This window comes from Kluyvera georgiana, from assembly GCF_050990895.1.
Taxonomy (GTDB): domain Bacteria; phylum Pseudomonadota; class Gammaproteobacteria; order Enterobacterales; family Enterobacteriaceae; genus Kluyvera; species Kluyvera georgiana.
Genome location: NZ_CP158865.1, coordinates 4,001,769 through 4,014,424, shown reverse-complemented (window position 1 = coordinate 4,014,424; position 12,656 = coordinate 4,001,769). Strand labels below are relative to the sequence as shown.

Here is a 12,656-nt window from a genome sequence, read left to right as displayed (position 1 = left end):
TTCCGCGCCCTTTAACATGTTGACGGTTATGCAGGACAACACAACTCACTCAGATACGACCTTTTCTCTCGAACAGGTCGTTTTTCGCGTTCCAGGCCGTACGTTACTTCATCCTCTCTCCTTAACCTTTCCAGCGGGCAAAGTGACCGGGCTCATCGGCCATAACGGCTCGGGCAAATCGACCCTGCTGAAAATGCTTGGCCGCCATCAGCCGCCGTCGGAAGGGGAGATCCTGCTTGACGGTCAGCCGCTCGAAAGCTGGAACAGCAAAGCGTTTGCCCGCAAGGTCGCCTATCTGCCGCAGCAACTGCCGCCCGCAGAAGGGATGACGGTGCGCGAACTGGTCGCGATTGGCCGCTACCCATGGCACGGTGCGCTAGGTCGTTTTGGCGTTGCCGACCGTGAAAAGGTGGATGAGGCGATTGCGCTAGTGGGGCTGAAGCCGCTGGCGCAGCGTCTGGTCGACAGTCTGTCCGGCGGTGAGCGTCAGCGTGCATGGATCGCCATGCTGGTCGCGCAGGATAGCCGCTGCCTGCTGCTTGATGAACCGACCTCTGCGCTGGACATCGCGCATCAGGTCGATGTGCTGGCATTGGTACATCGCCTGAGCCAGCAGCGCGGCCTGACCGTCGTCGCGGTGTTGCACGATATCAATATGGCGGCGCGTTACTGCGACTATCTGGTGGCGCTGCGCGGCGGCGAAATGATTGCCCAGGGCACGCCGGATGAACTGATGCGCAGCGACACGCTGGAACGCATTTATGGTATCCCGATGGGGATTCTGCCACATCCAGCCGGTGCTGCACCGGTAAGTTTTGTCTATTGATGGCTGACGTAAACCTGATTAGCCGCCGTCGGTTACTGACGGCGATGGCGCTGTCGCCGCTGTTGTGGCGGATGCAAATGGCACAGGCCGCGCCGATGAAAAACGAACGTATTGTGGCGCTGGAATGGTTACCCGTTGAGCTGATGCTGGCGCTGGGCGTCACGCCCTACGGCGTCGCGGATATACCCAACTACCGTATGTGGGTCAACGAGCCGGTGCTGCCGGATTCGGTGATTGATGTTGGCCTGCGCACGGAGCCGAATCTGGAGCTGCTGACGCAAATGAAGCCGTCGATGCTGGTGTGGTCGGCAGGCTACGGCCCTTCGCCGGAGATTCTGGCGCGCATCGCGCCGGGGCGCGGTTTCGCGTTCAGCGACGGTAAACAACCGCTGGCCCAGGCGCGTCGCTCCCTGCTGGAGATGGCCGACCTGCTGGGTAAACAGGCGGCTGCACATCGCCATCTGGCGGAGTTTGATGCCTTTATCGATGGACTGAAGCCGCGTTTCCGCCAGCGTGGGGAGCGCCCGCTGCTGATGATATCGCTGCTCGATTCGCGTCATGTGCTGGCGTTTGGCCCGAACTGCCTGTTCCAGGAGGTTCTCGACCGTCTGGGAGTCAAAAACGCCTGGCAGGGGGAAACCAACTTCTGGGGCAGTACGGTCGTGGGGATTGACCGTCTGGCGGCCTATAAAGATGTCGATGTGATTTGTTTCGATCACGGTAACGCTGCGGAAATGCACCGCTTGGCCGCCACGCCGTTATGGCAGGCGATGCCGTTCGTACGCGCTGGCCGTATGCAGGTCGTACCGGCGGTCTGGTTCTATGGCGCAACGCTATCGGCGATGAATTTCGCCCGCATCCTGGGTAATGCGCTGGGAGGCAATGCGTGAAAACCACTTTCTCTCCCTTTGCAGCACTGCTGCTGGGGCTCTTGTTTATTGCTGCGTTGGCGCTGACCTGGTTTAACTTCAGCACCGCGCTGCCGGGTTCGCTCTGGTTGCAGGCAATGCGCCAGCCGAATATCGACGCCATTGACCAGATGATTTTCCACTACAGCCTGCTGCCGCGTCTGGCGATTGCGCTGCTGGTGGGGGCGGGTCTGGGGCTGGTCGGCGTGCTGTTCCAGCAGGTTTTGCGTAACCCACTGGCAGAACCGACGACGCTAGGCGTGGCCACTGGCGCGCAGCTCGGTATGACTATCACCACCCTGTGGGCGATACCGGGGGTGCTGGCGGCTCAATTTGCCGCGCTGGCGGGAGCCTGCATCGTCGGTGCGCTGGTGTTTGGTGTCGCGTGGGGCAAACGACTTTCGCCGGTCACGCTGATTCTCGCCGGCCTGGTGGTGAGCCTCTATTGCGGCGCCATCAACCAATTGATGGTGATTTTCCACCATGACCAGCTGCAAAGCATGTTCCTGTGGAGCACCGGTACGCTGACGCAGACCGACTGGAGCGTGGTGCAGCGTCTGTGGCCGCAGCTGCTGGGCGGCGTGATGCTGACGCTGCTGCTGCTGCGTCCGCTGACGCTGATGGGGCTGGATGACGGCGTGGCCCGTAACCTCGGGCTGGCGCTGTCGCTGGCTCGTCTGGGGGCGCTGACGCTGGCGATCGTCATCAGCGCCTTGCTGGTTAATGCGGTGGGGATTATTGGCTTTATCGGCCTGTTTGCACCGCTGCTGGCGAAAATGCTGGGCGCGCGACGTCTGCTCTCCCGACTGCTGCTGGCGCCGTTAATTGGTGCGCTCATTCTGTGGCTCTCCGATCAGCTGATTCTGTGGCTGTCGCGAGTCTGGATGGAGGTCTCCACCGGCTCCGTCACCGCGCTGATTGGCGCGCCGCTGTTGCTGTGGCTGTTGCCGCGTTTGCGCAGCATGAGCGCGCCAGCAATGAACGCCAGCGACAGTGTCGCCCGTGAGCGGCAGAACGTCGCGTGGTTTGCGCTGGGCGGGTTAGTCCTCCTGTTCATTGCCGTGTTTGCCGCGCTGTCCCTGGGGCGTGACGCTTATGGCTGGCACTGGGCCAGCGGTTCACTGCTGGATCAGCTGCTCCAGTGGCGCTGGCCGCGTATCGCCTCCGCGCTGATCGCCGGGATAATGCTGGCGGTCGCGGGCTGCATTATTCAGCGTTTGACCGGTAACCCAATGGCCAGCCCGGAAGTGCTGGGTATTAGCTCCGGTGCGGCATTTGGCGTGGTGCTGATGCTGTTTATCGTGCCGGGCAACGCCTTTGGCTGGCTGCTGCCTGCCGGGAGCGTGGGCGCAGCGGTCACGCTGCTGATTATCCTGATTGCAGCCGGGCGCGGCGGCTTCTCGCCGCACCGTATGCTGCTGGCGGGGATGGCGTTGAGCACCGCATTCACCATGTTGCTGATGATGCTACAGGCAAGCGGCGACCCGCGTATGGCGCAGATTTTGACGTGGATTTCCGGCTCGACCTACAACGCTACCGGCAAGCAGGTGATGCAGTCGGCGGCCGCGATGGTGGTTCTACTGCTGCTGGTACCGCTGTGCCGTCGCTGGCTTACCATTCTGCCGCTGGGCGGTGAAACGGCGCGGTCGATCGGTATGGCGCTGGCGCCGACCCGCATCGCGCTGCTGTTGCTGGCGGCGTGCCTGACGGCGGCGGCGACGCTGACTATCGGGCCGTTGAGTTTTGTCGGTCTGATGGCACCGCATATCGCACGGATGATGGGCTTCCGACGGACGATGCCGCATATGGTGATTTCCGCCTTGATGGGCGGCCTGCTGCTGGTGTTCGCGGATTGGTGCGGACGGATGCTTATGTTTCCGTATCAGGTGCCCGCGGGGCTGTTGTCGACCTTTATCGGCGCACCGTACTTTATCTATCTGCTGAGGAAGCAGAGCCGATAAAAAAGCCGGATGGCGCATGCGCTTATCCGGCCTACAGATTGTGCGACTCACATAGGCCGGGTAAGGCGAAACCGCCACCCGGCAAGTGTATTTGTCTTACAGCTGTGCAAACACCCGACGCGCCGCGTCGATGGTGTTATCAATATCTTCTTCGCTGTGGGCAACCGACATAAAGCCCGCCTCAAAGGCCGATGGCGCCAGGTATACGCCTTCTTCCAGCATCAGATGGAAGAAGCGCTTAAAGCGCTCAACGTCGCACTTCAACACATCCTGATAGCAGGTGACTTCTTTGGCATCGGTGAAGAAAATACCGAACATGCCGCCCACATTGTTGACGACTAGCGGGATGCCAGCGTCTTGTGCGGCATCCAGCAGGCCTTGCGCCAGCTGGTTGGTCAGCTCGGTCAGCGTCTCGTGGACGCCCGGCTGCGCCACTTCGGTCAGGCAAGCGTAGCCCGCCGCCATCGCAATCGGGTTACCGGACAGGGTTCCAGCCTGGTAAACCGGACCGGTTGGCGCCAGCGCGTCCATGACGTCGCGACGGCCACCGAAAGCACCTACCGGCATCCCGCCGCCGATGATTTTGCCCAGACAGGTCAGATCCGGCACGACGTCGTAGTAGGACTGTGCGCCCGCCAGCGCGACGCGGAAGCCGGTCATGACCTCGTCGATGATCAGCAGCGCGCCAAACTCATCGCACAGCGCACGCAGGCCCGGCAGGAACTCCGGCTGCGGTGGGATGCAGTTCATGTTGCCGGCGACCGGCTCAACGATAATGCAGGCAATCTCCTGCGGATACTGCTCGAAGGCCGCGCGCACGGAAGCCAGATCGTTATAGGTGCAGGTGAGGGTATGTTTGGCGAAGTCTGCCGGTACACCCGGTGAATTCGGTTGGCCGAGCGTCAGCGCGCCGGAACCGGCTTTCACCAGCAGGCAGTCGGCATGACCGTGGTAGCAGCCTTCAAACTTGATGATTTTGTCGCGGCCCGTGAAGCCGCGGGCCAGGCGGATGGCGCTCATGGTGGCTTCGGTACCGGAGTTGACCATACGGACCATGTCCATGGTGGGCACCAGTTCGGTTACCAGTTTCGCCATGGTCACTTCCATTTCGGTCGGCGCGCCGAAGCTCAGGCCGCGCTCGGCCGCTTCAATGACCGCGTTGCGGATAGCCGGATGGTTATGCCCCAGTACCATTGGCCCCCAGGAGCCGACGTAATCGATATAGGCTTTACCATCGACGTCGTACAGGTAGGCGCCGTCTGCGCGTTCAATAAACAGCGGCGTGCCGCCAACGCCGGTGAAGGCGCGTACCGGCGAGTTGACGCCGCCGGGGATGAGTTCACGCGCTGCGCTATAGAGGTTTTCAGATTTGCTCATTGCCAGGATCCTGGTTCGTGAAAAATGTTTTGTCCGCTATTCTAAATTATTCCGTAGAGGTTATGAAATTTTTGCCTGATTGCAACAAAGCCCTCCTGAAGCAATTTTTTCGCGACGTAGCGCACAGGTGTGGGTAAAATGCTCCCCCTTCCTATTTGTATTACCAATTAGTGATGACGGTATGAAAGCTGAAATACCCCCTTTAGAGGCACAACGGATTGTCCGTTTACGCCGCCGTGACGTGGTGCGTAAATTGTTGAACCGCGATAAAACGCCGCTGATGGTGCTCCTGATGGCCGCCGTGGTTGGCGCGCTGGTGGGTTTAGTCGGCGTGGCGTTTGAGCATGCGGTGAACTGGGTGATGAACGCGCGTATTGGCACGCTGGCGCAGGTGGCTGACCATTGGTTTATCGTCTGGCCGCTGGCCTTTATTCTGTCGGCGCTGCTGGCGATGGTGGGTTACTGGCTGGTGCGTCGCTTTGCGCAGGAGGCCGGTGGCTCGGGGATCCCGGAAATTGAAGGCGCGCTGGAAGAGCTACGTCCGGTGCGCTGGTGGCGCGTGTTGCCGGTGAAATTTATCGGCGGCATGGGCACGCTCGGTGCCGGTATGGTGCTGGGACGCGAAGGGCCGACGGTGCAGATTGGCGGCAACGTGGGGCGCATGGTGAGTGATATCTTCCGCCAGCGCGGCGAAGAAGCGCGCCACACCCTGCTGGCAACCGGCGCGGCGGCGGGCCTGTCGGCGGCTTTTAACGCACCGCTGGCGGGCATACTGTTCATTATTGAAGAGATGCGACCGCAGTTCCGCTACAGCCTGATTTCAATTAAAGCGGTGTTTACCGGCGTTATCATGTCGAGCATCGTGTTCCGTATCTTCAACGGCGAAACGCCGGTGATTGAGGTCGGTAAGCTGAGCAACGCGCCGGTCAATACGCTATGGCTGTATATGGTGCTGGGCATTGTGTTCGGCTGTTTTGGGCCGCTGTTCAACACCATGGTGCTGAAGACTCAGGATATGTTTTTCCGCATCCACGGCGGCAATATTAAAAAATGGGTGCTGATTGGCGGACTGATCGGCGGTTGCTGCGGCGTACTGGGGCTGATTCAACCGGCGGCATCGGGCGGCGGCTTTACCCTGATCCCGATTGCGGCGGCGGGTAACTACACTATCGGCGCGCTGCTGTGCCTGTTTCTGGTTCGTGTGGCGACCACGCTGCTGTGCTTCTCCTCCGGCGCGCCCGGCGGGATTTTCGCACCAATGCTGGCTTTGGGGACGCTGCTGGGGACCGCGTTTGGTACGGCGGCAGCGAGTCTGTTTCCGGCCTACCATCTGGATGCGGGGACCTTCGCTATTGCCGGGATGGGCGCGCTGCTGGCGGCTTCCGTTCGCGCACCGTTAACCGGAATTGTGCTGGTGCTGGAGATGACCGATAACTATCAGCTCATTTTGCCAATGATTATCACCGGGCTCGGTGCCACGCTATTAGCACAATTCCTCGGTGGGCAGCCGCTTTATGCCACTATCCTGGCGCGTACGTTGGCCAAGCAGGAAGCCGAGCAAGAGGCAAAAGCCCGGCAGGTTGCTGGGGAGAATACTTGAACGATTTACCAGGGTATTAGATAATGACCCAAAGAGTCGGGTTACTATTTGCCCAGACTAGCTGTAGTAATGGGAGCATAAAATGAGTGATGACGTAGCGCTGCCGCTGGAGTTTACCGACGCCGCAGCCAAAAAAGTAAAAGTCCTGATTGCGGATGAAGAGAATCCAAACCTGAAGCTGCGCGTGTACATCACGGGCGGCGGCTGCAGCGGCTTCCAGTACGGTTTTACCTTTGACGATCAGGTCAACGAAGGCGATATGACCATTGAAAAACAGGGCGTTGGCCTGGTGGTTGATCCAATGAGCCTGCAGTATCTGGTAGGCGGTTCCGTTGACTATACCGAAGGTCTGGAAGGTTCACGTTTTATCGTGACCAACCCGAACGCGACCAGCACCTGCGGCTGCGGTTCTTCCTTCAGCATCTAAGCCTGTTGACCAGATAGTTTAAAAAGCCCACCGAGAGTGGGCTTTTTGTTGTCATCCTGGCTTCCGGGGCTCCCCGGCGGCGCTGCGCGTGGCCGGGCTACACCGGATGGTAGGCCGGATAAGCGCAGCGCCATCCGGTAATCAGCGTCCGTTATCATCCAGTGCAAAGGTCGGCAGCTTGAGGTGCCAGCGAATGGCGGCAAGGCGAATGGCCAGCGTCACCACCATCCCCATCATACTGGCGTTTTCCAGCGGTACCTTGAAGGTGTAATAGGCCGTCGCGTGGACGATGCCGCCAATAATACAGGCGGTGGCGTAGATTTCGGTGCGCAGAATCATCGGCACTTCGCGCGCCAGCACGTCACGAATAATCCCACCGCCGACGCCGGTCACCACGCCCATGCACACCGCGACCAGCGGCCCTGAGTGCGCGATAAACGCTTTATTGACGCCGATACCCACGAACACCGCCAGCCCGACGGCATCGAGCACCGGCAGCACCCACTTTGGCAGGCGGCGCGGTTGGCGCACCAGCACGATGGTCAGCATACAGGTCACCATCGCCACAACCAGGTCGGTGGGGTCTTTTACCCAGAATACCGGGCCGTTGGCGAGCGCCATATCGCGAATCGTTCCGCCACCTACCGCGGTGACGACGCCCAGAACCAGCACGCCGAAGGGATCCATGCGCAATTTCCCCGCCAGCAACACGCCGGAGACGGCGAAAACTATGGTGCCAACAATATCAAGCCAGTAGACAAGCATGACCAATTACCCAATTAATGAACCTGCGACAGCGCAGTACAGAGTTGTTTTGCGGCGAGGATAATACGTGGGCTTGCCCGTTCAAACCAGTCACTATTAAGGGGAATAACCGGGATTGTGAGCTGACTTGCCCAGTAACGCTGAATTTTCGGAATCTGGCTCTCGTCACCGGCGGCGACAATGGCCTGCGGCTGACGCGTCAGTACCTGCTCACGGCTCACCTGCGGCCAGGCGACGCGGCTGTCGGCAAAGATGTTCTGACCGCCACAAATCTCCAGCACCTGGTTTTGAATTGCGCTTTTGTTACTGGTGAAAATGGGGTTGAAACCGAACTGCATAAACACGCGCTTTTTCGGCGCGTTGGCGTACTGCGCCTTCAGTTGAGTGTAGTCGTGCATCAGCGCGGCGGCGGCCTGCTCGGCTTTTTCCGGCTGCGGGCTCCACTGTGCCAGCTTGCGCAGCGCGGCGGCGATATCTTCAATACTGTGTGAGTCAATCCACAGCACGGTAATCCCAAGCGACTGCAGCTGGTTAACCTGGCGCTCGGCGTTGCCTTCCTTCCACGCCAGCACGACGTCCGGATGCAGCGCCACGATGCGCTCAAGGTTGATGCCTTGCCAGGAGGCGACCTGCTCGATAGCTTTGGCAGCGGCGGGATAGTCGGACCAGGCGCTAACGCCAACGGGCGTGATCCCGGCGGCAAAGGCCAGTTCGGTATTGGCAGGGGAGAGGGAGATAACCCGCGGCGCGGCATAGAGCCACGCCGGGGCGCTAAACAGCAGGGCCAGCAGCCCTGTCATCAAGCGCTTAGCCATGTGCGAGTTTCTGCACCAGCGTTTCAACCATCAGCGTCGACTGCTTCGCGGCAACCGCCAGGAATTCGTCAAAGCTCAGGTGGGATTCTTTGTCGGCAACGTCGGAGATGGCGCGCACCACCACGAACGGCACGGCAAAGCTGTGGCAAACGTGGGCAATGGCGGTGGCTTCCATCTCAACGGCAATGGCCTGCGGGAAGTTGCGACGAATTTTCGCCAGCCCTTCGGCGCCGTTAATGAAGGCGTCGCCGCTGACGATCAGGCCGCGTACCGCGTTCAGATCCAGCGCCTTGATGCAGGTTTCGGCTGCGGCAATGAGCTTATCGTCGGCTTTGAACGCCGCCGGGCAGCCGGCCATCTGGCCGATTTCGTAGCCGAAAGCGGTGACGTCGGCATCGTGATAGCGCGCTTCATCGGAGACCACGATATCACCGACTTTCAGCGTCGGCGCCAGACCACCCGCGGAACCGGTGTTGATGATAACGTCCGGCTGGCAGCGCTCCAGCAGCAGGGCTGCGCCCATCGCGGCCGCAACTTTACCAATGCCTGACTTCAGCAGAGCAACGTCAACGCCGTTCAACTGGCCGGTGTAGATTTCACTGCCGCCGAGGGTGATGGTCTGACGATTTTCGATTTTGTCACGCAGCAGCGTAACTTCTTCTTCCATTGCGCCAATAATGCCGATTTTCATAGATTTACTCGCGATGTGCCATGTTTAAAGGCATAGTCTATCATGCGGTTCAGGGGAAGCGCATTTCTCGCGACGGAGAGGCTATGGCTAAGATTGATTTTCGCAACAAAATTAACTGGCGTCGGCGCTATCGTTCACCGCAAGGCGTCAGCTCGGAGCATGAGATCCTGCGCATTTTTGAGAGTGACCGCGGGCGCATCATCAACTCGCCGGCGATTCGCCGTTTGCAGCAGAAAACCCAGGTGTTTCCGCTGGAGCGTAACGCCGCCGTCCGCACGCGCCTTACTCACTCGATGGAGGTCCAGCAGGTAGGCCGCTATATTGCCAAAGAGATTTTAAGCCGCCTGAAAGAGAAAAAGCTGCTGGTAGCCTACGGGCTGGATGAGCTGACCGGGCCGTTTGAAAGCATCGTTGAGATGGCCTGCCTGATGCATGATATCGGCAATCCGCCGTTTGGTCACTTTGGTGAAGCGGCAATCAATGACTGGTTCAGCCAGCGCCTGGCACCGAAGGATGCGCTGCGCCAGCCTCTGAGCCACGACCGCTGTGAAGTGGTGAGCCTCCAGTTGCGTGAAGGTGAAGAAACGCTGAATGAATTGCGCCGTAAGGTGCGTCAGGACCTGTGCCACTTTGAAGGTAATGCGCAAGGGGTTCGGATGGTGCATACGCTGATGCGTATGAACCTGACCTGGGCGCAGGTAGGGTGCATCCTGAAATATACGCGCCCGGCCTGGTGGGTGGGTGAGACGCCGGTGACCCACAGCTATTTAATGAAAAAACCGGGCTACTATCTGGCCGAAGAAGGTTATATTTCGCGCTTACGTAAAGAACTGGATTTAGCACCTTACAATCGTTTTCCATTAACCTGGATTATGGAGGCTGCCGATGATATCTCTTATTGCGTGGCGGATCTTGAGGATGCCGTTGAAAAACGTATCTTCAGCGTTGAGCAGCTGTATCAGCATTTATACGATTCCTGGCCGGAGCATACAAAAGGTTCACTGTTCGCGCAGGTCGTGGAAAATGCCTGGGATAAATCTCGCGCTAATTCGTTAAGCCGCAGTACTGAAGATCAGTTCTTTATGTATTTACGCGTGAATACATTAAATAAACTGGTGCCTTATGCGGCACAGCGGTTTATTGAGAATCTACCACAAATTTATGCGGGTGACTTTAATCACGCGCTGCTGGAAGATGAAAGCAGCTATAGTCAGCTGCTTAATCTTTATAAAAATGTGGCAATAAAACATGTGTTTAGTCATCATGAAGTTGAACAGCTGGAATTGCAGGGCTACCGGGTTATTGGTGGCCTACTGGATATCTACGCACCGTTGCTTAAATTATCCTTAAGCGATTTCAGCGAGCTGGTGGAACACGAACGGGTACGTCGGTTACCTATCGAATCCCGTCTTTTTTGCAAGCTCTCAACGCGACATCGTTTAGCTTATGTTGAGGCTATTAATAAAATTTCACGCGATGCCCTTGAATTTCCGGTGATGGAATATTATTACCGTTGTCGTCTGCTTCAGGATTATATCAGCGGAATGACCGACCTCTACGCGTGGGATGAATATCGACGGCTGATGGCCGTGGAATAATCAGAAGTTTTGTAAAGACGCTCAATAAATTTTTACTTTTCCCACGTGCGGTTGAATGGAACTTAGTGTCATAAAGTGAATCTGATAGTCACGAACACAGCAATTTTGCGTAATCTGATATTGAGATTGAAACACATGAAAAAAACCACGTTAGCAATGAGTGCTCTGGCTCTTAGTTTAAGTCTGGCTCTGTCTCCGTTGTCCGCTAGCGCGGCCGAGACGGCATCTTCTACCGCATCCGCTGCTCAGCCTATGCCTAGCCTGGCGCCGATGCTGGAAAAAGTGATGCCGTCTGTCGTCAGCATTAATGTTGAGGGCAGCACAACGGTAAACACGCCGCGTATGGGCCGTAATTTCCAGCAGTTCTTCGGCGACAACTCGCCGTTCTGCCAGGACGGTTCACCGTTCCAGAGCTCGCCTTTCTGCCAGGGGGCTGGCCCGAACGGCGGTAACGGTGGCGCCCAGCCGCAGCAGCAACAGAAATTTATGGCACTGGGTTCTGGCGTGGTGATTGACGCCGCCAAAGGCTACGTCGTCACCAACAACCACGTGGTTGATAACGCCAACGTGATTAAGGTACAGCTGAGCGATGGACGTAAGTTCGACGCCAAAGTGGTCGGTAAAGACCCGCGCTCGGATATCGCGCTGATTCAGATTCAGGATCCGAAAAACCTGACGGCAATTAAGCTGGCGGACTCCGACGCTCTGCGCGTGGGCGACTACACCGTGGCGATTGGTAACCCGTTCGGCCTGGGCGAAACCGTCACTTCCGGTATCGTTTCGGCGCTGGGTCGTAGCGGCCTGAACGTCGAAAACTACGAAAACTTTATCCAGACCGATGCGGCGATCAACCGCGGTAACTCCGGCGGCGCGCTGGTGAACCTGAACGGTGAATTGATTGGTATCAACACCGCGATCCTTGCACCGGACGGTGGCAACATCGGTATCGGCTTCGCCATTCCAAGCAACATGGTGAAAAACCTGACCGATCAGATGGTGAAATTTGGCCAGGTAAAACGCGGTGAACTGGGCATTATGGGCACCGAGCTGAACTCTGAGCTGGCGAAAGCAATGAAAGTTGACGCGCAGCGCGGCGCTTTCGTGAGCCAGGTCATGCCGAACTCCTCTGCGGCGAAAGCGGGCATTAAAGCCGGTGACGTGATTACCGCCCTGAACGGTAAGCCGATCAGCAGCTTCGCGGCGCTGCGTGCCCAGGTGGGCACCATGCCGGTGGGCAGCAAAATTACCCTCGGTCTGCTGCGCGACGGCAAGCCGGTCACGGTGAATCTGGAACTGCAGCAGAGCAGCCAGACTCAGGTAGAGTCCAGCAGTATCTTCAATGGGATTGAAGGTGCCGAAATGAGCAACAAAGGCCAGGATAAAGGCGTGGTGGTTAACGCGGTGAAAGCCGGGACCCCGGCCGCGCAGATTGGCCTGAAGAAAGGCGACATTATCGTGGGCGCGAACCAGCAGGCAGTGAAAAACATCGCCGAGCTGCGCAAAATCCTCGACAGCAAGCCGTCCGTTCTGGCGCTGAACATTCAGCGTGGTGATAGCTCTATCTACCTGCTGATGCAGTAATCATGACCTCAACCCTTTCTCCTGGCGGGAAAGGGTTTCTTCCTTTCGTAATGTGAAGTACCCCACAACTCCATAGATCTTGACCATGCTTTGTGCATTTGCACAGT

The 12,656-nt window shown here is 58.2% G+C and carries 11 protein-coding genes; 7 read left to right on the top strand and 4 right to left on the bottom strand.

The genetic code is table 11. The features are described 5' to 3' along the window. Window positions 1-28 precede the first annotated feature (28 nt). From fhuC to fhuB, 3 genes are read left to right on the top strand one after another with little or no spacing between them, the layout of a single operon-like run. The gene (gene fhuC / locus ABTW00_RS19145) at window positions 29-826 is read left to right on the top strand and encodes a Fe3+-hydroxamate ABC transporter ATP-binding protein FhuC (RefSeq protein ID WP_064547545.1); all 798 of its coding nucleotides are present in this window, start codon (window positions 29-31) and stop codon (window positions 824-826) included. Then, on the top strand, window positions 826-1,716 hold the full coding sequence (gene fhuD / locus ABTW00_RS19140; RefSeq protein ID WP_433636926.1) for a Fe(3+)-hydroxamate ABC transporter substrate-binding protein FhuD: 891 nt from the start codon (window positions 826-828) through the stop codon (window positions 1,714-1,716). The genes fhuC and fhuD overlap by 1 nt, the downstream gene beginning before the upstream one ends. Further along, entirely contained in the window at window positions 1,713-3,695 is a 1,983-nt protein-coding gene (fhuB, locus tag ABTW00_RS19135; RefSeq protein WP_433636923.1) for a Fe(3+)-hydroxamate ABC transporter permease FhuB, read from the top strand. The genes fhuD and fhuB overlap by 4 nt, the downstream gene beginning before the upstream one ends. 96 nt (window positions 3,696-3,791) lie before the next feature. Here the strand turns inward: fhuB and hemL are convergent, their stop codons facing one another. Beyond that, window positions 3,792-5,072 (bottom strand): glutamate-1-semialdehyde 2,1-aminomutase, encoded by a 1,281-nt coding sequence (gene hemL / locus ABTW00_RS19130; protein WP_163447253.1) that lies wholly within the window; start codon window positions 5,070-5,072, stop codon window positions 3,792-3,794. 181 nt (window positions 5,073-5,253) lie between these two features. Here hemL and clcA point away from each other — a divergent pair, with 181 nt between their 5' ends. Both clcA and erpA read left to right on the top strand, forming a co-directional pair. After that, window positions 5,254-6,672 (top strand): H(+)/Cl(-) exchange transporter ClcA, encoded by a 1,419-nt coding sequence (gene clcA / locus ABTW00_RS19125; protein WP_077248564.1) that lies wholly within the window; start codon window positions 5,254-5,256, stop codon window positions 6,670-6,672. A gap of 82 nt (window positions 6,673-6,754) precedes the next feature. Then, window positions 6,755-7,099: an iron-sulfur cluster insertion protein ErpA gene (gene erpA, locus ABTW00_RS19120; protein ID WP_064547553.1), complete on the top strand. Its 345-nt coding sequence runs from the start codon at window positions 6,755-6,757 to the stop codon at window positions 7,097-7,099. A gap of 141 nt (window positions 7,100-7,240) precedes the next feature. Here the strand turns inward: erpA and ABTW00_RS19115 are convergent, their stop codons facing one another. The 3 genes from ABTW00_RS19115 to mtnN are packed head-to-tail and all read right to left on the bottom strand — an operon-like array spanning window position 7,241 to window position 9,370. After that, entirely contained in the window at window positions 7,241-7,864 is a 624-nt protein-coding gene (locus ABTW00_RS19115; protein ID WP_064547555.1) for a TRIC cation channel family protein, read from the bottom strand. A 14-nt stretch (window positions 7,865-7,878) separates the two neighbouring features. Then, entirely contained in the window at window positions 7,879-8,679 is an 801-nt protein-coding gene (btuF, locus tag ABTW00_RS19110) for a vitamin B12 ABC transporter substrate-binding protein BtuF (protein WP_433636919.1), read from the bottom strand. Then, entirely contained in the window at window positions 8,672-9,370 is a 699-nt protein-coding gene (gene mtnN, locus ABTW00_RS19105) for a 5'-methylthioadenosine/S-adenosylhomocysteine nucleosidase (protein WP_065356557.1), read from the bottom strand. The genes btuF and mtnN overlap by 8 nt, the downstream gene beginning before the upstream one ends. An 83-nt stretch (window positions 9,371-9,453) precedes the next feature. Here mtnN and dgt point away from each other — a divergent pair, with 83 nt between their 5' ends. Both dgt and degP read left to right on the top strand, forming a co-directional pair. Beyond that, window positions 9,454-10,968 carry a dGTPase gene (gene dgt, locus ABTW00_RS19100; RefSeq protein ID WP_433636915.1) on the top strand — a complete coding sequence of 505 codons (1,515 nt, stop codon included), beginning with the start codon at window positions 9,454-9,456 and terminating at the stop codon, window positions 10,966-10,968. Between the two features lie 135 nt (window positions 10,969-11,103). Continuing rightward, the gene (degP, locus tag ABTW00_RS19095) at window positions 11,104-12,549 is read left to right on the top strand and encodes a serine endoprotease DegP (protein ID WP_065356559.1); all 1,446 of its coding nucleotides are present in this window, start codon (window positions 11,104-11,106) and stop codon (window positions 12,547-12,549) included. Window positions 12,550-12,656: the final 107 nt, after the last annotated feature.

Coding starts and splice junctions, on each gene's coding strand:
- ABTW00_RS19115 (WP_064547555.1), bottom strand. CDS start 7,864: ATGCTTGTCTACTGGCTTGATATTGTTGGCACCATAGTTTTCGCCGTC.
- mtnN (WP_065356557.1), bottom strand. CDS start 9,370: ATGAAAATCGGCATTATTGGCGCAATGGAAGAAGAAGTTACGCTGCTG.
- clcA (WP_077248564.1), top strand. CDS start 5,254: ATGAAAGCTGAAATACCCCCTTTAGAGGCACAACGGATTGTCCGTTTA.
- dgt (WP_433636915.1), top strand. CDS start 9,454: ATGGCTAAGATTGATTTTCGCAACAAAATTAACTGGCGTCGGCGCTAT.
- degP (WP_065356559.1), top strand. CDS start 11,104: ATGAAAAAAACCACGTTAGCAATGAGTGCTCTGGCTCTTAGTTTAAGT.
- fhuC (WP_064547545.1), top strand. CDS start 29: ATGCAGGACAACACAACTCACTCAGATACGACCTTTTCTCTCGAACAG.
- btuF (WP_433636919.1), bottom strand. CDS start 8,679: ATGGCTAAGCGCTTGATGACAGGGCTGCTGGCCCTGCTGTTTAGCGCC.
- erpA (WP_064547553.1), top strand. CDS start 6,755: ATGAGTGATGACGTAGCGCTGCCGCTGGAGTTTACCGACGCCGCAGCC.
- hemL (WP_163447253.1), bottom strand. CDS start 5,072: ATGAGCAAATCTGAAAACCTCTATAGCGCAGCGCGTGAACTCATCCCC.
- fhuD (WP_433636926.1), top strand. CDS start 826: ATGGCTGACGTAAACCTGATTAGCCGCCGTCGGTTACTGACGGCGATG.